The 21,993-nt window shown below is 70.8% G+C and carries 19 protein-coding genes and 1 pseudogene; 6 read left to right on the top strand and 14 right to left on the bottom strand.

Annotated features, from left to right (window positions below):
• Positions 1–200 precede the first annotated feature (200 nt).
• Both OHA03_RS23325 and OHA03_RS23320 read right to left on the bottom strand, forming a co-directional pair.
• Positions 201–286: pseudogene (locus OHA03_RS23325) on the bottom strand.
• 32 nt (positions 287–318) lie between these two features.
• Complete coding sequence (locus OHA03_RS23320) at positions 319–1,050, bottom strand: hypothetical protein (protein WP_267005738.1); 732 nt, start codon at positions 1,048–1,050, stop codon at positions 319–321.
• 267 nt (positions 1,051–1,317) lie between these two features.
• Here OHA03_RS23320 and OHA03_RS23315 point away from each other — a divergent pair, with 267 nt between their 5' ends.
• Positions 1,318–1,788 carry a DUF3574 domain-containing protein gene (locus OHA03_RS23315; protein ID WP_267005737.1) on the top strand — a complete coding sequence of 157 codons (471 nt, stop codon included), beginning with the start codon at positions 1,318–1,320 and terminating at the stop codon, positions 1,786–1,788.
• Between the two features lie 72 nt (positions 1,789–1,860).
• Here the strand turns inward: OHA03_RS23315 and OHA03_RS23310 are convergent, their stop codons facing one another.
• From OHA03_RS23310 to OHA03_RS23300, 3 genes are all read right to left on the bottom strand, one after another.
• Positions 1,861–3,159, bottom strand: a complete 1,299-nt coding sequence (locus tag OHA03_RS23310) for an SWIM zinc finger family protein (protein ID WP_267005736.1) — start codon at positions 3,157–3,159, stop codon at positions 1,861–1,863.
• Positions 3,156–6,125, bottom strand: a complete 2,970-nt coding sequence (locus OHA03_RS23305; protein WP_267005735.1) for a DEAD/DEAH box helicase — start codon at positions 6,123–6,125, stop codon at positions 3,156–3,158. Before OHA03_RS23305 ends, OHA03_RS23310 begins: the two co-directional genes overlap by 4 nt.
• Before the next feature lie 108 nt (positions 6,126–6,233).
• Positions 6,234–7,169 (bottom strand): slipin family protein, encoded by a 936-nt coding sequence (locus OHA03_RS23300; protein WP_267005734.1) that lies wholly within the window; start codon positions 7,167–7,169, stop codon positions 6,234–6,236.
• Between the two features lie 193 nt (positions 7,170–7,362).
• Between OHA03_RS23300 and OHA03_RS23295 the strand changes: the two genes are divergently transcribed.
• Positions 7,363–7,710: a hypothetical protein gene (locus tag OHA03_RS23295; RefSeq protein ID WP_267005733.1), complete on the top strand. Its 348-nt coding sequence runs from the start codon at positions 7,363–7,365 to the stop codon at positions 7,708–7,710.
• A 31-nt stretch (positions 7,711–7,741) separates the two neighbouring features.
• Here the strand turns inward: OHA03_RS23295 and OHA03_RS23290 are convergent, their stop codons facing one another.
• The 3 genes from OHA03_RS23290 to OHA03_RS23280 all read right to left on the bottom strand — a co-directional run bounded on the left by OHA03_RS23290 (position 7,742) and on the right by OHA03_RS23280 (position 10,177).
• Complete coding sequence (locus tag OHA03_RS23290; protein ID WP_267005732.1) at positions 7,742–8,179, bottom strand: DoxX family protein; 438 nt, start codon at positions 8,177–8,179, stop codon at positions 7,742–7,744.
• Between the two features lie 117 nt (positions 8,180–8,296).
• The gene (locus OHA03_RS23285; protein WP_267005731.1) at positions 8,297–8,992 is read right to left on the bottom strand and encodes a bifunctional 2-polyprenyl-6-hydroxyphenol methylase/3-demethylubiquinol 3-O-methyltransferase UbiG; all 696 of its coding nucleotides are present in this window, start codon (positions 8,990–8,992) and stop codon (positions 8,297–8,299) included.
• 66 nt (positions 8,993–9,058) lie between these two features.
• Positions 9,059–10,177: an ADP-ribosylglycohydrolase family protein gene (locus tag OHA03_RS23280; RefSeq protein WP_267005730.1), complete on the bottom strand. Its 1,119-nt coding sequence runs from the start codon at positions 10,175–10,177 to the stop codon at positions 9,059–9,061.
• Between the two features lie 78 nt (positions 10,178–10,255).
• On the opposite strand from OHA03_RS23280, the gene OHA03_RS23275 reads away from it, so the two are divergent.
• Entirely contained in the window at positions 10,256–10,534 is a 279-nt protein-coding gene (locus OHA03_RS23275) for a DUF6343 family protein (protein WP_267005729.1), read from the top strand.
• Between the two features lie 52 nt (positions 10,535–10,586).
• Here the strand turns inward: OHA03_RS23275 and OHA03_RS23270 are convergent, their stop codons facing one another.
• From OHA03_RS23270 to OHA03_RS23255, 4 genes are all read right to left on the bottom strand, one after another.
• Positions 10,587–10,955 (bottom strand): tetratricopeptide repeat protein, encoded by a 369-nt coding sequence (locus tag OHA03_RS23270; protein WP_267005728.1) that lies wholly within the window; start codon positions 10,953–10,955, stop codon positions 10,587–10,589.
• Positions 10,956–11,023: 68 nt separating this feature from the next.
• Positions 11,024–11,626 (bottom strand): dephospho-CoA kinase, encoded by a 603-nt coding sequence (gene coaE / locus OHA03_RS23265; protein WP_267005727.1) that lies wholly within the window; start codon positions 11,624–11,626, stop codon positions 11,024–11,026.
• A 91-nt stretch (positions 11,627–11,717) separates the two neighbouring features.
• Positions 11,718–12,656 (bottom strand): PAC2 family protein, encoded by a 939-nt coding sequence (locus OHA03_RS23260; protein WP_267005726.1) that lies wholly within the window; start codon positions 12,654–12,656, stop codon positions 11,718–11,720.
• Between the two features lie 83 nt (positions 12,657–12,739).
• Positions 12,740–14,263, bottom strand: coding sequence for an FAD-dependent oxidoreductase (locus OHA03_RS23255; RefSeq protein ID WP_267008133.1), 1,524 nt, complete (start codon positions 14,261–14,263; stop codon positions 12,740–12,742).
• A gap of 338 nt (positions 14,264–14,601) precedes the next feature.
• Here OHA03_RS23255 and OHA03_RS23250 point away from each other — a divergent pair, with 338 nt between their 5' ends.
• Positions 14,602–15,564, top strand: a complete 963-nt coding sequence (locus OHA03_RS23250) for a right-handed parallel beta-helix repeat-containing protein (RefSeq protein ID WP_267005725.1) — start codon at positions 14,602–14,604, stop codon at positions 15,562–15,564.
• A 95-nt stretch (positions 15,565–15,659) separates the two neighbouring features.
• Here OHA03_RS23250 and rpsA read toward each other — a convergent pair whose 3' ends face one another.
• The gene (gene rpsA / locus OHA03_RS23245; RefSeq protein WP_267005724.1) at positions 15,660–17,174 is read right to left on the bottom strand and encodes a 30S ribosomal protein S1; all 1,515 of its coding nucleotides are present in this window, start codon (positions 17,172–17,174) and stop codon (positions 15,660–15,662) included.
• A 397-nt stretch (positions 17,175–17,571) separates the two neighbouring features.
• Between rpsA and OHA03_RS23240 the strand changes: the two genes are divergently transcribed.
• Positions 17,572–18,384: a class I SAM-dependent methyltransferase gene (locus tag OHA03_RS23240; RefSeq protein WP_267005723.1), complete on the top strand. Its 813-nt coding sequence runs from the start codon at positions 17,572–17,574 to the stop codon at positions 18,382–18,384.
• Between the two features lie 102 nt (positions 18,385–18,486).
• Positions 18,487–20,994: an ATP-dependent helicase HrpB gene (hrpB, locus tag OHA03_RS23235; protein ID WP_267005722.1), complete on the top strand. Its 2,508-nt coding sequence runs from the start codon at positions 18,487–18,489 to the stop codon at positions 20,992–20,994.
• Here the strand turns inward: hrpB and OHA03_RS23230 are convergent.
• Positions 20,981–21,991 (bottom strand): DUF3068 domain-containing protein, encoded by a 1,011-nt coding sequence (locus OHA03_RS23230; protein ID WP_267005721.1) that lies wholly within the window; start codon positions 21,989–21,991, stop codon positions 20,981–20,983. The two genes, hrpB and OHA03_RS23230, sit on opposite strands and share 14 nt — an antisense overlap.
• Positions 21,992–21,993: the final 2 nt, after the last annotated feature.

The following is a 21,993-nucleotide window of genomic DNA, read 5'->3' as shown; positions in this document are numbered from 1 at the left end:
TTAGACGACCGCAGATCGAAGCTCCGCGGGTTGGAGTCGAACCAACATCTCGACGCGCATGGGCCCGAGCCCGTTTGATCCGGCGATCGGCGGCGAATGCTGAGTCTGGAGCAAGAGTCTGAGATTGATCGCGGTCTGCCTCTGCCATTTGGGCCACCCCGGCCCGTGTGGTCGCACCGACCGAATCGGTGCGGCCCGAATGCCGGGGGGAGGACTCGAACCTCCACTGGAACCGCGTCGTCACGACAAGCTTCAGTTTCAGCTTGCGCTCCTCGCGCACCCCGGCCGTGACAATGTGGCCGGGGAATCCATGGTCGGCTACCCGAAGAGGTAGCCGAATACCGCGTCACCCACCCGCTGGTCGGTGACCTCCACGCCGTTGGCCTCCTCGCGGGCGAACTTCACGGCCTGCTGGAGCTTCTCCACCCGGTCCAGGAGTTCATTGATGCGCCGCGCCGGAAGAGCCCCGGAGAACTTCACGGTCGTCCAGTAACCGATCGGAACGTCCTCGTAGTACACCTCGACCTGCGCCGGGTGCTTCTCGGTGGCCTCCGCCTTCACATGGTTGCGGGGCACCTTCTTCGTACGGAGCGTCCGGACCGGCTCGGTCTTCCATGAGTCCGTCGACGGGTCCTGCGTCCACGCCTCGGCGGCGTCGAGCACCGGCAGCTTGCGCACAAACGTGTTGATGTCCGTCAGCTGCTTCTCCAGGAAGAGCAGATACGACACCGGCACATCGGCGACGAGCACCCGGCCGTCGACCTTCACGTCGGCGCGGGCCGCACAGTTCGCCCAGTCCTTCGTGGCGGTCACATCGAAGAGCCGGGTCAGCGTCGCCGCGGTGTCCCGCAGCACGTCCTCGGCCTTGATCTGCACCAGTGTCGACTCCGGCGGAAGCTGTTCACCCTCCTCGTCCTTCGGCTGATAGGTCCGGGAGATCCCGGCCAGCAGCCCGGCCTTCTGGAGGCCGTGATGCGCCGCCGTCAGGTCCTGGTGAGCCTTGGACTTGACACCTTTCTCCACTGCGATGATCTGATTGAGTTTCGCCACATCGAGGAAGTTAGCACCGGCAATCCGCCCCGTACGAAGGGTTTTTGCGGCCGTACTCCGCCTCCCGCGCAGCTGCCTTCACCGGTACGGGTGGTTTCCACCCGATGCCCATGTCCTGCCGCTCTCCGGGCGGGGGCCGCTTGCCACAGTGAGCCGCGCGCAGTTCGCGCCCACCCCCTCCGAAAGGCCCCTCCGGTGCCGCTCCTCCCCCACTCGACCGGCCGCCACAGCAACGACAGCACTGACGCCGGTGACAGCCGACGCGGCTTGAAGCAACACACCGCGCTGACCGCGGCGGCCACCGCCCTCGCCGTGCTGGCCGTGGGCACACCCGTCGCCTACGCCACACTGGGCAACGGATCGCCCGCCGCCTCGCGGTCCGCTCCATCGGGTGTCGCCGCCCGCGGCAAGGCCTACATCGAGACCAGGCTCTTCTTCGGTACGGAACGCCCCGACGGCGGACCCGATGTGACCGATCAGCAGTTCCTGGCCTTCGTCGACGAGGAGATCACCCCGCGCTTCCCCAGGGGCCTGACCATCCAGGACGGCCGCGGTCAGTGGCGGGACTCCCACGGGGTGATCGAGCGGGAGCGCAGTTACGAACTGATCCTGCTCTACCCGGCGACCGAGGCACGCCTTCGCGACCAGCAGATCGAGCGGATCCGCAACGCGTACGAGAACGCCTACGCCCAGGACTCGGTGGCCCGGCTGGAAGAGCGCACGACCGCCGACTTCTGACGGGACCCGAGCCGGCCCCACGGGCCGCCGCCCACCTGAACGCCGGCTGCCGGGGCCAGGGGGCGCCGGTGGTCAGCGGCCGAGCAGCGCCGTGAGAGTGCCCACCGGGTCCACGTCCGGCATGGCACGGGGCCACCAGTCGTCCTTGCCCGGGTCCGATTCATAGCCGTACCAGCGGCCGTCGTGGCCGAAGCGGAGCTGAATTGTTCCGGCGGGGTGCGTGAGGTGGTTGCGCCAGGGGTGGAAGCGGGGGAAGTCGGCGGCCGCGAGGGCGGGGCGGGCCCGGTCGAAGGGGCCGGCCGGGGGGTCCCAGGGTATTTCCAGGACCTCCAGGCCCTCGGCGCCGCCCTGGCGCCAAGCTGCGACGGCGCGTGCCAGGTCGGTGGTGGTACGGCCGGTGGCGAAAGCCAGTTCCCGGTAGAGGGCGCGGGTGGTGGCGGTGAGTCCGGCGGTGGGTCGGGCCGCGGCCAGCCGGACGGCGTCCTGCCAGGGCGTGAGCCCGCAGAGGGGGTCCTGGCCGGTGGTGAGGAGGGCGTGCGCGCGGGCGGCCGCGTCCGTGGCGAGGTGGTCGAGGGAGAGCGGGTCGCGGGCGCCGGGCAGCGGCGGGTACGAGGGTGGCTGGCCGGGCTGCGACGGTACCGGGAGCGGGGCGGGCAGCGGCGGGAGGAAGCGGCCGACCAGGGCCTCGCGCGCCGGCACGGAGGGGGTGGTGGGGGCCGTGGGGCGTTCCCGGGCACCGTGCGCCGCGCTGCGCCGGCCCAGCTCCTCGACGAGTTCGCGCTCGCCGCGGCCGCGCAGCAGCAGGAGGACGAACGGGTCGGTGTCCAGCAGGCGGGCCATCTGGTAGCAGAGGGCGGCGACGTGCTTGCAGGGCCAGCCGTGGTCGGGGCAGGAGCAGCTCGGGTCGAGGTCGTTCGCGGCGGGCAGCAGTCCGGTGCCCGCCTCGGCCGCCGTGTCGACGAGGGTGTGCGGCATCTCCTTGGCGAGCAGCGCGGCGAGATGGTCGGGCCGGGCGGCGACGGCGTCGAGGAAGGTGTCCCAGCCGGTGTCTGTGAGGGGGCGCAGCCGCAGCTCGGCGCGGTACGGACGGGGGCGGCTGCCCTGGACGTAGGCGACGACGCGGCCGGGGGTGACGGTGATCGCGGCGACATGACCGCTGTCGGCGTAGGTACGGCCGCGGGCGAGCCGGCCCTCGTCCATCGACAGGGACTCCAGCGCCGCCACCCAGGACCGCCCCCACCAGGTGTCCGCGAACGGTTCGTCGCCGTGGGACGTGCGGGGCGGAACCGCCTCGAAGGTGCGCCGCAGGTCGTCGGGGCCGGGGCGGGCCCTGACCTGCGACGGGGACGAGGGCTGGGAGCGGGGGCTCATGACGGCCTCCGGAGCGCGACGAGATCGGCGAGGTCGCGGTCGCTGAGCTCGGTCAGCGCGGTCTCTCCGGTGCCGAGGACCGCGTCGGCCAGGGCCTGCTTGGCCGCCAGCATCTCGCCGATCCGGTCCTCGACGGTGCCTTCCGCGATCAGCCGGTGAACCTGGACGGGCTGTGTCTGCCCGATGCGGTACGCACGGTCCGTGGCCTGTTCCTCGACGGCCGGGTTCCACCAGCGGTCGTAGTGGATGACATGGGCGGCGCGGGTGAGGTTCAGCCCGGTGCCGGCCGCCTTGAGGGAGAGCAGGAAGACGGGTACTTCGCCGGACTGGAAGCGGTCCACCATCCGTTCCCGCTCGGCCACCGGTGTTCCGCCGTGCAGGAGCTGGGAGGGGACGGCGCGCGAGGCGAGGTGCGCGGAGAGGATCCGGGCCATCGTCACGTACTGGGTGAAGATCAGCACGGAACCGTCCTCGGCGAGGATCGTGTCGAGCAGCTCGTCGAGCAGGGCGAGCTTGCCGGAGCGGCCGATGAGGCGGGTCGGTTCCTCCTTCAGATACTGCGCCGGGTGGTTGCAGATCTGCTTGAGCGAGGCCAGCAGCTTCATGATCAGGCCGCGGCGGGCGATGCCCTCCGAGGCTTCGATGAACGCCATGGTCTCGCGCACCGCCGCCTCGTAGAGCGTGGCCTGTTCGCGGGTGAGGAAGACGGGGTGGTCGGTCTCCGTCTTGGGCGGCAGCTCCGGGGCGATGCCCGGGTCGGACTTCTTGCGGCGCAGCAGGAACGGCCTGACCAGCCGGGAAAGGCGCTCGACCGCGTCGTCGTTACCGAGTCCTGCCGCGGTGCCGGTGTTCTCGACGATCCGGGCGTGCCGGGCACGGAACGCCTTGAGCGGGCCGAGCAGTCCGGGGGTGGTCCAGTCGAGCAGGGCCCAGAGCTCGGAGAGGTTGTTCTCCACGGGGGTGCCGGTGAGGGCGATCCTGGCCGGTGCCGGGATGGTGCGCAGCGCCTTCGCCGTGGAGGAGTGCGGGTTCTTCACATGCTGCGCCTCGTCGGCCACGACAAGTCCCCAGCTGTGGGCGGCGAGTTGGGTCGCGCTGGAGCGCATCGTGCCGTACGTGGTGAGGACGAAGCCGCCGTCGGGGTCGTCGAGCGTGCGGCCGGTGCCGTGGAAGCGGCGCACGGGGACACCGGGGGCGAAGCGGTTGATCTCGCGGTGCCAGTTGCCGAGGAGGGAGGCGGGGCAGATCACCAGGGTGGGTGCGGGGTGCGCGCGGTGCAGATGGAGGGCGATGACGGTGATGGTCTTGCCGAGTCCCATGTCGTCGGCGAGGCAGCCGCCGAGGCCCAGCGATGTCATGCGGTCCAGCCAGGCCAGGCCGCGCAGTTGGTAGTCGCGGAGCGTGGCGTCGAGCCCGGGCGGCGGTGCGACGGCCGTGTCGTCGGCGAGGATGCGGGTACGGAGTTCGGCGAGGGCACCGGCCGGCACCGCCTCGACCTGCTCGCCGTCCACCTCCGCGCTGCCGGTCAGCGCGACGGCGAGGGCGTCCACCGGATCGAGCAGCCCGAGCTCCCGCTTGCGCGCCTTGCGTACGAGCGCGGGGTCGACGACGACCCACTGGTCCCGCAGGCGCACCACCGGCCGGTGGGCCTCCGCCAGGATGTCCATCTCCCGCTCGGTGAGCTGTTCGTCGCCGAGGGACAACTGCCAGTTGAAGGCGAAGAGCTGCTCGGCGTCGAAGAACGAGGTGCCGTCGGTGGCCGAGCCGGGTGCGGGCCGGACCACGGCGGCGGCGGTCAGCGAACGCACGAGCTCACGCGGCCAGTGGGCGCTCACCCCGGCCTGCGCCAGCCGCGCCCCGGCGTCGCTCAGCAGCTCGTACAGCTCGTCCTCGGTCAGGGCGAGCACATCGGGGACCGGCTGGTCCAGCAGCCGTTCCAACGGCGCCCAGACGCGGGCGGCACGGCGCAGCGCGAGCACGGCGTCGATCCTGGCCCGGGGACCGAACGGCTCGCCTCCGCCGCCGTTCCACAGTGCGGCGGCGTCGATGACGTACGTCGGGTCGGCCAGGCTGTGCACCTGCGTGATCGCCGCGGCGGCGTGCCGGGCGGCGCCCGGGTGGACCTCCGCGGAGCTACCGGAGGCCTCGGGCCCGTCGGCACCGGCAGCGGTTCCGTCGGCCGCGTCCTCGGCGTCGGGGTTGCCGTAGGTGTCGGCCGTGTCGAAGAGCTCGTACGCCGACAGGTCGAGGCGGAGCGACACCCGTACCCCCGCGTCCAGACCGGCCGCGACCTCGACGGCCCAGTCTCGGGCCCGGGGCAGATGCTGGGCCTCGCGGGCCGCGAAGGGGGCACCCGTCGCGTACGCCGCAGCGGGCGTCCGGGGCAGGGTGTCGGCGACCGCGTCGAGGAAGGCGCCGAGCAGCGACTCGGGGTCGGGGAGCCGGAGCGGTGTGCGGTCAGGAAGCGGGACGGCGTAGGCCTCGGGCGGCATGGCGGCGGCGACCGCCCGCAGATGGGCGATGTCCTCGGCGTCGCGCGGTCCGGCCCGCCAGGCGTCGTGGTCGTGGGCCGTCAGGCCGGGGACCAGCCTGCCGCGCGCCACCAGGTTGAGCGCATGGAGCGCGGCCGCGCCCCAGCAGCGCGCGGCCGGGTGGGCGGACTGCTGATGCCGGGCGCGGGCCAGCAGGGGCACGGCATCGGCGACGGGCAGCAGCACGGCGGGTACCGTCCGGCGGCGGACGTCGTCCTGCTCTCCGTGGCGTCGTACCACCGTGATCTCGGCGGTCTCGGCCGCAGTCTGTTCGTGGGCGCCGCCGATCGCCGGTAGCGGTCCGCCGTCCGGGTCCCAGAAGGCGACGCGTCCCTCTCTCGGCAGTGGGGCGGGCAGGAAGACGGCAGCACAACGCAGGAGGCCGACAGTTGCCGCGTCCTGCGTCTGTTGCTGTACGTGTGGTGCCGAGGTCATCGCTCCCCTCCCGTCCCGCCCTTGATCGCCCGATCCTCTCGATCTCTCCGTCTCTGCGAGTCTAGGCGGGGGGTGTGACAACCGGTCTCACACCGGTATTCGCGTAGGTCAGTGCCTGGCCAGCGGCTTGGAGCGAGTGACCCGCGCGGGCCCGGAGGGGGTGGGTGCGGCGGCGGGCGCAGGCGTCACAGGCGGCGGCTGCTGTGGCTGCTGCGACGGTTGTTGCTCGGGCTGTTGTTGCTGAGGCTGTGGCTGGAGCTGCGCTTGCTGCTGCGTCGATACGGGCTGCTGGGCCCGCTCCAGGAAGCGGAGCAGCTCCACCGGGAACGGCAGCACCAGCGTGGAGTTCTTCTCCGCGGCGACCGCGACCACGGTCTGCAGCAGTCGTAGCTGGAGCGCGGCCGGTTGGGAGGACATCTCCTTCGCCGCCTCGGCCAGCTTCTTCGATGCCTGGAGCTCCGCGTCCGCGTTGATGACACGCGCGCGCCGCTCCCGGTCGGCCTCGGCCTGCCGCGCCATGGAGCGTTTCATCGTCTCCGGCAGCGATACGTCCTTGATCTCCACCCGGTCGATCTGGACGCCCCACCCCACGGCCGGACTGTCGATCATGAGCTCCAGCCCCTGGTTCAGCTTCTCCCGGTTGGACAGCAGATCGTCCAGGTCGCTCTTGCCGATGATCGAGCGCAAGGATGTCTGCGCCATCTGCGACACCGCGAACCGGTAGTCCTCGACCTCCACGACCGCGCTGGCCGCGTCGACCACCTTGAAGTAGATGACCGCGTCCACCCGCACCGTCACGTTGTCCCGCGTGATGCCGTCCTGTGCGGGCACCGGCATCGTCACGATCTGCATGTTGACCTTGTGCAGCCGCTCGATACCGGGAAGCACCATGGTGAATCCGGGTCCGCGCACATCGTTGCGCAGCCTGCCCAGCCTCAGCACGACGCCCCGTTCGTACTGCTTGACGACCTTCGCAGCCGCGACCACATAGACCGCCCCCACGGACGCCACCGCCACTACGGCGACCATCAGTTCTTGGACCATGACGGCCCCCTGCCAGCCGGACACATGCGACTCTTGCCGCTATTACCACGTTATGCCCCATATGAACACCAGGCGAACATGGGTCCGATCCACGGTCACCCGGCAGGCCGCGCACCGGATGCCGGGGCGGCCGCGAGCGGGCAGCGTGACTAGCGGTACAGATGAGCCGGACGACACAGACGAGGACCCGCCCATGCCCGTGATCGATCACCGACGCCGCCGTTTCGGCATCGCCGCCGGGACCGCGCTCCTGACCCTCACCGTCGCGGGCTGCTCCGGCCTCGGCCGCACCGCGGTCGGGCCGGTCACCTACGTCACCGAGCGGGACGCCGTGATCATGCTGAACAGCCCCTCCGTGAAGGGCTGCCACCGGCTCGCTCCGGCGGGCGCCAAAGAAGTGCTGAACGGGACCCTGATCGACATCATCCTGTACCGCACGCCCAACTGCACGGGTCCGGGGACGACGTATGTCGCCACGACGCTCGCCGACGTCAATCCGCCGAGCGCTCTCCCCTGGCGCAGCTTCAGCACGGTCCACTGAGGGGCGCGGGGCCCACGCCCCGCCGATGTCCCTAAGCGCGCCGACGCACGAGCGCGATCAGCCGTGCCGTGCTCTCCTGCCGGTCCCGGGCGATCAGGACGACCAGCACGATGAGCAGCGCCGGCATGATCGCGTTCACCGGGTCGAGCAGCGTGAGCTGGACGACGGACGCTCCGGCCAGCAGCCCGACGAAGGCGATCGCCGCCACCCCGGACAGCAGGGGCACCAGCAGGGCGACGGCGCCCGCCATCTCCAGGGCTCCGATGAGGTACATCGCACCATGGCTCCAGCCCATCCGGTCGAAGGACTCGATCGCGGACTCATGGGCGATCAGCTTGGCGAACGCGCTGAAGGCGAAGAACAGGGCGAGCACGACCCGTGCGACGGTGAGCGCGACCGCACCCCGGCTGCGTGCCGCGGTCGCGGTCGTCCCGGTGGTGGTGCTGGTGTTCGTCGTGGTCTCGGACATCTGGGTCTCCTCGGGAAGCGTCGCGCGGTGCTGCGTACGCAAGGAAAGACCCCGCAGCGGTCCGGAACTCATCGCATCCCGGACGGCCGATCCTCTCGGTTCCCGTCGCCCCGGCGACTACCTGGGCACGGCACTTACCCACACCCCGTCCTCCGTCAGATAGCGGTCGACGGAGAGTCCCGCCGCCTCCAGGTGTCCCTCGAACTGTTCCTTCGTCAGCTCCCGCGACAGGAAGGTCTGGGTCCATCGCGCATCGTCGAAGATGTACTCCGCGTGCACCGAGTTCACCCCGTCGCCGACGGGGACCGCCGAGACGATCCGCACGGTGTATCCAGCCGGATCGACCCGCTCCCGCGGCAGATCGGTGTGGTAGTCGGCGCCCTCGCGCTGAAGGAGTACGACGCCGCCGTCCCTGACGTATCTCCGGCAGGTCCGCAGCATGGCGTCGCGCACCCGGTGCTCGCTCGTGTGCACCAGGAACGACGCCAGCATGACCACGTCGAACGTCTCGTCGCCGAGCTCGAGCGACTCGATGGGGCTCCGCACCGTGCGCGCGCCCTGAATGTGTTCCAGCATCTGCGCCGACTCGTCCACGGCCGTGACCTCGAAGCCGCGTGCGACCAGCGGATGGGTCACCCGGCCCGCCCCGCAGCCGAGCTCCAGAATGCTCGCACCGGCGGGTACCGCCGCCTCGATCACGTCCGGTTCGGCCCCGACGGACAGCCGCGCGTACAGCTCGACCGCGCAGCCGTCCGGTGTGATCGAGCCGGGCCCCGTCCCCGAATATCCCTCACGCACCAGTGATCCGCTCATGTACATCCGAACGAACGGCCGTTGGGCACCGTTCCCGGTCCGGGTGGGGGCGGGGGGGAAGTCCCGTCAGCACACCGGATAGCGCTCCCGCGGCCACCCCACCGCCTGCTCGAACTCCAGACACAGATCGTCGGCCAACTCGGCGATCACTCCCCGCCCCTCCGTCAGCACCAGCCAGGACGGCGGGAGTTGCACGTCCGTGTGGCGGGCGCCGAGCAGATTTCCGCAGACCGAACCGGTGGAGTCGCTGTCGCCCGAGTGGTTGACCGAGAGCAGCAGCGCCCGAGCGACCTGGTCGGCGTCCGGCAGTACCAGGGCGCAGTACACGGCAATGGCGAGGGCCTCCTCGGCCACCCAGCCCGCGCCCAGTGACTCCACCTTCTCGGCGGTCGGCGCGCCCTGCGCGGCCAGGTCGACGGCCGCGCGCAGCGCCACCGTCGTCTCCTCGTGTCCCGGGTGGCGGGCCAGCAGCTCCATGGCCCGGAGCACGGCACCCGCCATCGAGTCGCCCTCCATCAGATGGGCGATGATCGCGGCAAACGCACCGGCCGCGTACGCACCGGTCAGATGCCCGTGAGTGATCTGCGCGCACCGGTACGCCAGCCCGAAGCCGGTCTCCGCTCCCTCACCGATCAGGCCGAAGGGCGCGGACCGCATCACCGTGCCGCATCCCTTGGACCCGGTGTTGACCGGCCCGGGGCGGCCGAGCGGACCCGCCGGGTCGGGGATGTGCTCGGCGGCGAGCCCGGTCAGGCAGGCGTTGCCGGGGGCACGGCGCGCGTACAGGAAACGCTGCTGCCGCAGCCACCCGGTCCGCACGGGGTCGTCCCCGCCGCGGGCCGGTGGTGCGGGGTGGTTCTGGGTGTCGAGCCAGCGCAGATAGGCGTTGCGCACGAGGGCGGTCTCGGCGCCGCCGATGCCCTTCGACATCGCCCGGGAGTGCGCCCTGATCAGCCCTTCGGCGGTGAACAGCGTCATCTGCGTGTCGTCGGTGATCCGGCCGACGGCCCCGTCCGCGTCCGCGACGAGTCCCCGGACGCCGTCTTCTCCGTAAGCCCTGCGGATGCCGGCGAGCGAGAGGAACTCCACCGGGTTGCCCAGTGCGTCCCCGATCGCACCGCCCAGCAGCGACCCGCGGACCCGGGCCCTGCGGGCGGCGCTGTTCCGCCATGGTGTGCCGTTCACGGACGGTCCCCCACAATCTGTCTCGACGTGCCTCAAAACCGCAGTCGTGGGTCCATCCTGGTAGGAGAGGCGATCGCCATGCGTACCGGTAACGAACCGATGACTGCACGCAGCCCCCTGCGACTGCGGCTGTGCCTGAGTCTATGGGGCATGGCCTGGGCCCTTTTCGGCCTGACGGCCTTCTCCCTGGTCGACCGTCCGGGCTGGGCCGTGGCCTGCGGACTGCTGCTCCTGCTGACGCTGGTGGATCTTGCGGTGATCATCCACCACATCCACCAGGGCCCGCACTACCAGCCGGGCCGCAACATCCCCCCGTACGAGCCGGACCACGGCGGACGCCGCCGGTACGGACACTGAAGCGCGTGTACGCATCGGTTCCGGCGCAGCTTCGCGCGACGGGCCGAGGCCGTCAGGCGCCCGCGTCGAAGCGGGCCGCCCGCAGGTACTCCGGGTTCGGGTCGAGGGCGGCGGCCAGCCGGAAGTGGCGCACGGCTGCTTCCGAGCGGCCGGAGCGCTGAAAGGTTCGGGCCAGCGCGAAGTGCGCGAACGCGTTGTCCGGTTCGCGCTCCAGAACGAGTTCGAATTCGAGCTCGGCGGGGCGCAGTTGGGCGGCGGCGAAGAAGGCGCGGGCTCGCAGCAGACGGGCGGCCGTGTTCTCCGGATGGGCTGCGATCACCGAGTCCAGGAGCTTGACCGCACCCCGTGGATCACGCGCGGCCAGCAGGCGTTCGGCCGCGCGGAAGTCGATGACATGGGTTTCCGGGGTCCTCTCGGGCACGCTCGCATCCTTCCCTTCGCTTCCGGCTTTCCAACGTCCGGCCGGGTACCGGTATTCCGGTCCGGTGATCAGCCGGCCGCCGCCCGCCGGGTCAGCTCCGCCCAGACCTTGCGGACCTGCGGCTCCAGCGCCTCGAGCGGCCCGTCGTTGTCGATGATCAGATCGGCGACGGCGCGGCGCTGCTCGCGGGTGGCCTGCGCTGCCATCCGGGCGCGGGCCTCGGACTCCGTCATTCCGCGCAGCCGTACGAGCCGGTCGAGCTGGGTCTCCGGGGTGGCGTCCACGACCACGACCAGGTCGTAGAGGGGGGCGAGGCCGTTCTCGGTGAGGAGGGGGACGTCATGGACGACGACGGAGTCGGGGCCTGCGGCACGCTCCAGCTCGGCGGAGCGTGCACCGACCAGCGGGTGGACGATCGCATTGAGGGTGGCGAGCCGGTCCGCGTCGGAGAAGACGATCGAGCCGAGCTTCGGCCGGTCCAGGGTGCCGTCGGCGGTGAGGATGCCTTCGCCGAACGCGTCGACGACGGCCGCGAGTCCGGGGGTCCCGGGCTCGACGACCTCGCGCGCGATCCTGTCGGCGTCGATCAGCACGGCCCCGTACGAGACCAGCAGCCGTGACACTTCGCTCTTGCCGGCGCCGATACCACCGGTCAGGCCCACTTTCAGCATGGTCGGCAGCCTAATGTGCGGCCCCCGGCCGGTCATGGCCCGGTCACGGCGCACCCGCCCGCCAGGTCACGGCATCGCCCGCGCCGATCCGTCAGGCGTCGCCCTCCCGCTCGGCGAGGAACCGCTCGAATTCGAGGCCGATCTCGTCGGCGGACGGCAGGTCGACCGATTCCGCGACCAGGTTGCCGCGCGTCTCGGAGCCCGCGATCGCGTCGTACTGGTGCTCGAGCCCTTCGACGAGCGAGACGAGCTCCTCGTCGCCCTGGTCGATCTGGCGGTCGATCTCGGTCTGTGTGCGGTGCGCCTCCGTGCGCAGCGAGTGGGCGATGCTCGGCAGGACCAGTCCGGTCGCAGCCGTGATCGCCTCCAGCGCGGTGAGCGCGGCGTCCGGGTAGGCGGAGCGGGCGACGTAGTGCGGCACGTGGGTGGCGACACCGAGGACGTCGTGTCCGGCCTGCATCAGCCGGTACTCCACCAGGGCCTCGGCGGAGCCGGGGACCTGCGCCTCGTCGAACGGGCTGCGGTGGCCCGGCATCAGGTCCGTGCGGTTGCCGTGCGGGGTGATACCGACCGGGCGGGTGTGCGGGACGCCCATCGGGATGCCGTGGAAGTTGACGGAGAGGCGGACGCCCAGCCGCTCGACGATCTGCTCGACGGCTGCGGCGAACCTCTCCCACTCCACGTCCGGCTCGGGCCCGGACAGCAGCAGGAAGGGCGCCCCGGTGGCGTCCTGGACCACCCGGACGTCCAGCGTCGGGGTCTCGTACCCCGACCAGCGGTCGCGCTTGAACGTCAGCAGCGGGCGCCGTGCGCGGTAGTCGACGAGCCTGTCGTGGTCGAAGCGGGCCACGACCTGGTGCGGCAGCGATTCGAGCAGGCCGTCCACGATCTGCTCGCCCGTCTCACCCGCGTCGATGTATCCCTCGAAGTGGTAGAGCATGACCAGGCCGGCCGACTCCTGGGCGAGCGCCATGTCAACGACGGCCAGGCCCTTCGGCTCCCATTCGTACAAACTCTGCGGATCAGGCACGGTTACCGCTCCTCCTCGTGTTCCTAGGGAAGAACGTCCGAAAGGGCACGGGCATTCCCTGCACGTGCCCTTTCACAGGGTGTTTACGCCAGGACGCGCGTGTGCAGTGCGGTGACCGCCTTCCGTGCGGAACTGAAGGCACCGTGCTGCCAGGCATCGGCGTAGCTCAGGTAGTCACCGGCGAAGTAGACGCGTCCGGCGGCCTGGTTGAGCGGCGCGAAGACGGGGGCGTCGGGGCCACCGGCCAGCGAGTGCCAGGCGGCCTCCAGGTGGGGGGTCTGACGCCAGTGGTGGGAGAAGGACGAGGCAAGTTCCGTGCGGTACTTCTCGCCGTGGATCTTCACGCCCTGGGCGACGGCACGCGCCTCCCGCTCGCTGGGGGTGAGTGCGGCGTACGCGTCGGCCTGCGCACCGTAGTTGTAGTACCCGATGAGAGTGCCGCGCGCGCCGTTGTGACCGTACGACGGGTACCAGATGTGCGACAGGTCCATGTCGGTCTCGGTGATGCCGCCGTAGATCCGGTGGTCGGTCTCCCACCAGCGGCTGCGGTACTCCAGGCCGATCTTGCCGGCCGAGGACGGCTTGCAGGCCTCCAGCGCGGTCTGTACGGCGGGGCCGAGGTTGTGGGCGGTCTTGGCGAGGATGTTGGGCGGCAGGGCGGCGATGCAGTAGTCCGCGTCGATGGTGCGGGTGTGTCCGCCCTGGGTGTACGTGACGGTGACGCCGTGAGCCGTGTCGGTGATTTTGCTGACGGCGGCTCCGGTGCGGATCCTGCGCTCACCTATCGCCCGGGTGAGGGCTGCGGGTATCCGGTCCATGCCGCCGACCGGCTGGAACATCAGCATGGCCTGGTCGTACTCGAACTCGAAGGAGAAGTAGCGTCCGACGCCGCTCGCGAAGACCTCGGAGGCGGACGGTACGGAGCCGAGTTCCTCGCCGGGGGTTCCGGCGGCAGCGGGGTCCACGCGGTATCCGCGCCGGGCGCTGCCGGTGTAGTCGAGCGTGTCGCCGATGTCTCCGAAGTCCTTGAGGAATTCCAGGAGTCGCTCCTGGTCGTCCACGCTGATCTGCCGGTCGAGGGCGCCCTTGTCGGTGGCCTTGGCGAGGAGTTCGGCCACATAGCCGTACACATCGGCCTTGGCGGTGCGGTAGCGGACCGGCGCCTTCATGCCGGCCTTCTCGTTGAAGATATAGGCGTTGGCGTTCACATTGGTGAACACCTCGATGGGGACGCCGAGTTCGCGACAGTAGTCGAGGGTGACCATCCATTGCGGAATCCGGGCGGGTCCCGCGTTCATGTACTGCCCGTCGCTGAAGCGGGCGGTCTGCCGGTTGCCATAGATGTCGGTGGTGGAATCGCCGCCGCGCACGGTGAAGTTGCGCCCGCCGGTACGGCTCCGCGCCTCCAGGACCGTGCAGTCGTAGCCGGCCTTGCCCAGCTCGTATGCGGCGGCGAGTCCGGCGATGCCACCGCCGACGACGACGACCTTGGCCGCCCCCTTCCCCTTCAGCGTGAAGTCGCCCTTGCTCGGGGCGTGGAAGGCGGGTTCACGTTGTGCGGCCTGGGCAGTGGGGGCGAGGCCGAGGGCCCCCATGGTCGCGAACATCGCGCCCGCCCCACCGGTGATCCCGACCTGGCGCAGAAAGCTGCGGCGGCTCGCGCCCGTCGCCACGGGCGAGTTGTTCGAAGTGTGCGTCATGTCCCGGCTCCCGTTCAGATCTTGACGTTGCCGGGATCCTGACAAGCGCGTGTTACGGCCCGTCAGTTACTCGTGTATCCCGCACGTTTCTCTCTGTTCACCGCGCGGCGGTAGTCGGCGAACAATGGTCCAGACCTTGACAGGGGCACGCCCCATCCCTACCGTCGCTGGGCAGCACGTTCAGAGATACGCCCCATATTCATGTAGAAGAACGGCTCGCACTCCTTCGACGGGAAGGCACCCCCATGCGTACCCGCACGCTGTTCCCCGCCCTGCTGGCCACGGCGCTCGCCGCCGGAGGCCTGACTCTCGCCTCCGCCACCGCCGCCGGCGCCGCCACGGTCATCGACGTGAGCACCGCCGCCCAGCTCAGGACGGCCCTGGCCGCAGCGGTCCCCGGCGACACGATCCGGCTCGCCGACGGCACGTACACCGGGAACTTCAAGGCGACCGTCCCCGGCACCGCCTCCGCCCGGATCACCCTCACCGGCTCGGCCGGGGCGGTCCTCACCGCAGGCGGCGGCTACGGGCTCCACCTCAACGGTGCCTCCTACTGGACCGTCCAGGGCGTCACCGTCACCGGCGGCCAGAAAGGCATCATGGCCGACGCCGCCAACGGCGTCGTCATCGACTCGGTGACCGTGCACGACCTGGACATGGAGGGCGTGCACTTCCGCAAGTCCAGCACGAACGGCGTCATCAGGAACTCGCGGATCTACGACACCGGGCACGACGGCCGCGGCATGGGCGAGGGCGTCTACGTCGGCACGGCCGGTGATCTCACGGACCGGAGCGACCAGGTGCAGATCCTGAACAACACGATCGGGCCGGGCGTCGGCGGGGAGAACGTCGACATCAAGGAAGGCACCACCGGAGCGAAGATCATCGGCAACACCTTCGACGGCAGCGGGCTGACCGGCGCCAACTACGACGACTCCTGGGTCGACGTGAAGGGCAATGACGTCCTGGTCGAGGGCAACACGGGCTCCCGTACGACCGACAACGGCTACGAGACCCACACCCAGCAGAGCGGCTGGGGCTGCGGCACCGTGTTCCGCGACAACGCCTCGGACCTGTCCGGCTCCACGGGCGACAAGCGGATCGCCTTCAACGTCACCAACTACAGCACGAGCTGCCCGACCACCGTCTACAGCAGCAACACGGTCACCGGCGGCAACGGCCTGACCAACATCACGGTCACGCCGTAACCCCGGCCGCGAAAACGAGTGAGGCCCGCTCCCCGAAGGGAGCGGGCCTCACTTGTCAGCTACTGCAGTCGATGACCGACCGGAGGGTCAGAGCGTCAGCTCTGGCCGCCCGCCAGCTTCTCGCGCAGGGCAGCCAGGGCCTCGTCCGACGCCAGGGCGCCGGCGTTGTCCGCGGACTCCGAGGAGTACGAGCCGCCGCCACCGGTGCCACCGGAGGCAGCCGGGGTACCGCCGGCCGGGGCAGCAGCGCCCTCGGCCGCAGCGGCCTCGTCGGCCTCGCGGGACTTGATGACCTGGGCCTGGTGCTGCTCGAAGCGCTGCTGCGCCTCGGCGTACTGCGTCTCCCACGCCTCGCGCTGGGTCTCGTAGCCCTCGAGCCAGTCGTTGGTCTCGGGGTCGAAGCCCTCGGGGTAGATGTAGTTGCCCTGGTCGTCGTAGGACGCGGCCATGCCGTACAGGGTCGGGTCGAACTCGACCGACGCCGGGTCGGCACCGAAGGACTCGTTGGCCTGCTTCAGCGAGAGGCTGATGCGACGACGCTCGAGGTCGATGTCGATGACCTTGACGAAGATCTCGTCGTTGACCTGGACGACCTGCTCCGGGATCTCCACGTGGCGCTCGGCCAGCTCGGAGATGTGGACCAGACCCTCGATGCCCTCGTCGACGCGCACGAACGCACCGAACGGAACGAGCTTCGTGACCTTACCGGGAACGACCTGCCCGATCTGGTGCGTACGGGCGAACTGCTGCCACGGGTCTTCCTGCGTCGCCTTGAGCGACAGCGAGACGCGCTCGCGGTCCATGTCTACGTCGAGAACCTCGACGGTGACTTCCTGGCCGACCTCGACAACCTCGGAGGGGTGGTCGATGTGCTTCCAGGAGAGCTCGGAGACGTGCACGAGACCGTCGACGCCACCGAGGTCCACGAACGCACCGAAGTTGACGATCGAGGAGACGACGCCGGAGCGGACCTGGCCCTTCTGCAGGGTCGTGAGGAAGGTCTGACGGACCTCGCTCTGGGTCTGCTCGAGCCAGGCACGGCGGGACAGGACCACGTTGTTGCGGTTCTTGTCCAGCTCGATGATCTTGGCCTCGAGCTCCTTGCCCACGTAGGGCTGAAGGTCGCGGACACGACGCATCTCGACGAGCGACGCCGGGAGGAAGCCGCGGAGGCCGATGTCGAGGATGAGACCACCCTTGACGACCTCGATGACGGTACCGGTGACGATGCCGTCTTCTTCCTTGATCTTCTCGATGGTGCCCCAGGCACGCTCGTACTGAGCGCGCTTCTTCGAGAGGATCAGGCGGCCTTCCTTGTCCTCCTTCTGGAGAACCAGGGCCTCGATCTCGTCGCCGACCTTGACGACCTCGTTCGGGTCGACGTCGTGCTTGATCGAGAGCTCGCGGCTCGGGATGACGCCTTCGGTCTTGTAACCGATGTCGAGGAGAACCTCGTCCCGGTCAACCTTGACGATGACACCGTCAACGATGTCGCCGTCGTTGAAGTACTTGATCGTCTCGTCGATCGCCGCGAGGAACGCGTCCGCGTCGCCGATGTCGTTGACCGCAACCTGCGGAGTGGTGGCGGTGGTCTCGGTGCTGCTCGTCATGTGGGAAAGGGCTCCGGTACGGACAGTGAGTCGTAGGTACTGCTACGCCGTGAGCCCGTATCGCCTCTGCAGAAGCCGGACAGCCTGGGAAGCGCCCGACCCGCGAGCGGGAGGCGCCTCGTGAACCGAGGGGACATACAACAGACGCAAGCGCGGCCTGCTAGGTCTGAGGCGCGCAGGCTCGCAGCGCAACTTGTAGCATACGGGGGCAGCCGGGCAGGGTCAATGCGCGAAGGCGCACACCCGGGGCACAAAGGCCCAAACCCGACACAATTCTTGTTCTCCGAGGCCACATCGGCCCCGGCCGTGTTGCGTGAGTACGGTTCCGTACTCACAAGTACCCCCAAGGTACGTACCGCGTGCAACGGGGTGAAGGCAAACTACAACGACGGACACGATGAGCCAAGAGATCTACACCGCCGAACCCGAAGCGACACGCCGCAGCGCCGGGAAAGCGGAGAGCAGCCGGGCCAGTCGCGGCTGGTGGGACCGGCACGCCGACGAGTACCAGAGCGACCACGGCGCCTTCCTCGGCGACGACCGTTTCGTCTGGGGTCCGGAGGGTCTCGACGAGGCCGACGCCGGTCTGCTCGGACCCGCCGAGTCGCTGAGCGGCCTGGCCGTCCTGGAGATCGGCGCGGGCGCGGCGCAGTGCTCGCGCTGGCTGGCGGCCCGCGGCGCCCGCCCCGTCGCCCTCGACCTCTCCCACCGCCAGCTCCAGCACGCGCTGCGGATCGGCGGCGGGGTGCCGCTCGTGGAGGCGGATGCCGGGGTGCTGCCGTTCCGGGACGGCTCCTTCGACCTGGCCTGCTCCGCCTACGGTGCGGTGCCGTTCGTCGCCGACCCGGTCCAGGTCTTCCGCGAGGTGCACCGGGTGCTGCGCCCGGGGGGCCGCTGGGTCTTCTCGGTGACGCACCCGATCCGCTGGGCGTTCCCCGACGAGCCGGGCCCCGAGGGCCTGTCGGTCGCCGCCTCGTACTTCGACCGCACTCCGTACATCGAGCAGGACGAGCAGGGCAACGCCGTGTACGTCGAGCACCACCGGACGGTGGGCGACCGGGTGCGGGACGTGGTGGCCGGCGGGTTCCGGCTGGTCGACCTGGTGGAGCCGGAGTGGCCGGCCTGGAACGACCAGGAGTGGGGCGGCTGGTCCCCGCTGCGCGGAAACCTGATCCCGGGCACGGCAATCTTCGTCTGCGTACGCGACTGAGCATTCCTGCCGCACGGCGTACGGGACCGTGCGCCGACCGGGTACTGCGGGACCGAGCGCCCGCCGTGCGGTACCGGGCGCCGGTCGTACGAGACTGGGGGCGTGATCCGTACCGACGCCCTCGACCGGCTGCCCGTCCGTACCGCCGTCCCCGCGCTCCGGCAGGCGCTCGACGACCGGGGTGTCGCGGTGCTCTGCGCACCGCCCGGCACCGGCAAGACGACGCTGGTCCCGCTGGTCCTCGCGGGCCTGGTCGGCGGCGGGCCCGCGCGCCGTGTGGTGGTCGCCGAGCCGCGCCGGATCGCTGCCCGGGCGGCGGCGCGGCGGATGGCGTGGCTCCTCGGCGAGCAGACCGGGCGGCGCGTCGGGTTCACCGTCCGCGGGGAGCGTGTCGTGGGGCGCGACACGGTGGTGGAGGTCGTGACCACCGGCGTGCTCCTGCAACGGCTCCAGCGCGACCAGGAGCTCGCCGGGGTCGATGCGGTGATCATCGACGAGTGCCACGAACGGCATCTGGACGCGGACACGGTCGCCGCGTTCCTCCTCGATGTACGGGAGACGATCCGGCCCGATCTGCGGCTGGTCGCCGCGTCGGCGACGACGGACGCGCAGGGCTGGGCCCGGCTGCTCGGTGACGCACCGGTGGTCGAGGCGCAGGGCGTGTCGCACCCGGTGGAGGTGGTGTGGGCCCCGCCGGTGAGGCCGGTCAGGCCGCCGCACGGGATGCGGGTCGACCCGGCGCTGCTGACGCATGTCGCCTCGGTGGTGCGCCGGGCGCTCGCCGAGCGGGACGGCGATGTGCTGTGTTTCCTGCCGGGCGTCGGTGAGATCGGCCGCGTCGCGGGACAGCTGGCGGGGGTGCCCGCAGAGGTCCTGCAGGTGCACGGGCGGGCTCCGGCGGCGGTGCAGGACGCCGTGCTGGCGGGTTCGTCGGAAGGCCGCCGGGTGGTGCTCGCGACCTCCGTCGCCGAGTCGTCGCTGACGGTGCCGGGGGTGCGGATCGTCGTCGATTCGGGCCTGGCCAGGGAGCCTCGTACCGATCATGCGCGCGGGCTGAGCGCGCTGACGACGGTACGGGCCTCGCAGGCGGCGGGGAGGCAGCGGGCGGGCCGGGCGGGGCGTGAGGCACCGGGCGCGGTGTACCGGTGCTGGGAGCAGGGAGAGGACGGGCGGCTGGCGCGATTCCCGTCGCCGGAGATCAAGGTGGCCGATCTGGCGGCGTTCGCGCTGCAGGCGGCGTGCTGGGGCGATCCGGACGCGTCGGGTCTGGCGCTCCTGGATCCGCCGCCGGCCGGAGCGATGGGCGCGGCCCGCGAGACGCTGACGGCGGTCGGCGCGGTGGACGCGGACGGCCGGGTGACCGACCGGGGCGTACGGATGTCCCGGCTGGGTCTGCATCCGCGGCTCGCGCGGGCGCTCCTGGACGGTGCGGCCGAGGTCGGCAGCCGCCGGGTGGCCGAGGTGGTGGCGCTGCTGAGCGAGGAGCCGCCGCGGGAGTACGGGGACGATCTGGCGGCCGCACTGCGTACCGCACGACGGGGCGGGGACGGCTATGCCGCGCGCTGGCGGCAGGAGGTACGGCGGCTGTCGTCGTCCATCGGGAGCAGCGGCGAGGGATCCGGCCGGGGTGGTTCGGACGATGCGGCCGTCGGCCTGGTGGCGGCGCTGGCGTTTCCGGAGCGGGTGGCGCGGGCCCGCGGCGAAGGGGCCTTCCTGATGGCGTCGGGAACCGGCGCGGAGCTGCGGGACGGGTCCCGGCTGCGCAGTGCGCCGTGGCTGGCCGTCGCGGTCGCGGACCGGCCGGCGCACGCGGCCTCCGCCCGGGTGCGGCTCGCCGCCGTCATCGACGAGGACACGGCGCGGCTGGCCGCCGGTCATCTGCGGTTCTCCGGCGAAGAGGTCCGCTGGGTGGACGGCGATGTGGTGGCGCGCTCGGTGGAACGGCTGGGCGCCGTCGAACTGTCGGTGCGCGCGCTGAAGCAGCCGAGGCCCGAGCTGGTGCGGGCGGCGCTGGTGGACGGGCTCGGGCGCGAGGGGCTCGGGCTGCTGCGCTGGAGCCGGGAGACCGGGCAGCTGCGCGAGCGGCTCGCCTTTCTGCACCGGGAGCTGGGCACCCCGTGGCCGAATGTGTCGGACGGTGCGCTGCTGGCCCGTACCGAGGAGTGGCTGGAGCCCGAACTGTCCCGGGCCCGCCGCCGCTCCGACCTGGCGAGGATCGACGCCGGGCAGGCGCTGCGGCGGCTCCTGCCGTGGGCGACCGGCGAGGCGGCCCGGCTGGACGAGCTGGCACCGGAGCGCATCGAGGTGCCGAGCGGGTCGCGGATCCGGGTGGAGTACGGCGGCGAACAGCCCGTACTTGCGGTGAAGCTCCAGGAGCTGTTCGGTCTCACCGAGACACCGAAGGTGGCCGGGGTGCCCGTCCTCGTCCATCTGCTCTCCCCCGCGGGCCGCCCGGCGGCGGTCACCGCGGATCTGGCGTCGTTCTGGCGGGACGGATACCGGGCGGTGCGGGCGGAGCTGCGCGGCCGCTACCCGAAGCATCCGTGGCCGGAGGACCCGACGACGGTGGAGGCGACCCGGTACACGTCGGCACGGCTCAGGCGGGAGTAGGCGCCGGATCCGGCGCGGGTGCGGCGGCCGGCTCCGGCTGCCGGCCGCCCGGCCGCCGGGACCGCGCCTCCAGCCACAGCGCGAGCGTGAGCAGCCCGGCGGCGAGCACCAGGAAGCCCCACGGCAGGTACGAGGTGAGCAGCAGGATCAGCACCCGCTGGGACTTCACCAGGGCGACGGTGTAATCGATGTAGTCCTCGCGCATCTTCACGTGCCCGGCGAACGCGGTGACCGTGTCCTGGGGCATGCCCATCGCCTTCGCGTTGCGGAGCTCCTCCTTGTGGATCTCCTCGCCGTTGACGGGCGCGCCGGTGACCGGGTCGACCCAGAACATCCGCTTGGTGGTGTACCAGCGGGTCATGCCCGTCTTGGCGACCTGCTCGGCGGTGACGCCCTTGATCGGCATCTTCTTCGGCATCGGGACCTCGGTCCACGGGATGGTCTGCTCGAAGTAGTAGACGTCCATGCCGCGGAACTTCCGGGTGCCCTTGTAGTGGATGGGCGAGGTGGTGCGGCTCTGGGCGTCGAAGTACTCGTAGTCGCGCTTCTGGGTGAGGAAGGGCCACTTGAACTCGATGCCCTGGCGCTCGACCGGGTCGCCGTCGACCATCTCGCCGGTGGCGTGGACGGGGGCCTGGCTGTGCGCGTCGAAGATGTAGCGCTCCGGGATCTCCGAGACCATCTTGCCGTTCGGGTCGACGACGTAGCTGAGGCCGTCCCAGACGACGACGTCGCGGCCGGCGCTGCGCTCGATCTTCTCGGACGCCTCCACATTGCCCTTGAGGGTCTGCACGATGGTGACCTTGGGGACCTGCTTGACCTTCATGCCGTCGTTGTAGTCGAGGAGGGTGGCGGGCTTCGCCTCCAGCACCATCTCCTGGTACTGGCTCGGGGGGATCTTCGCCAGCCTCGGAAAGGCGTACCAGCGCAGCAGGGGTGACAGGGCGGCGAAGAACACGGCGAAGGCCAGGAGTACGAGGCCGGCTCGGCGGCGCATGG

Origin of the sequence: Streptomyces sp. NBC_00154 (assembly GCF_026342835.1) — a bacterium.
In the GTDB taxonomy this organism is placed as follows: Bacteria; Actinomycetota; Actinomycetes; order Streptomycetales; family Streptomycetaceae; genus Streptomyces.
This window is presented reverse-complemented; position numbering and strand designations above follow the sequence as displayed.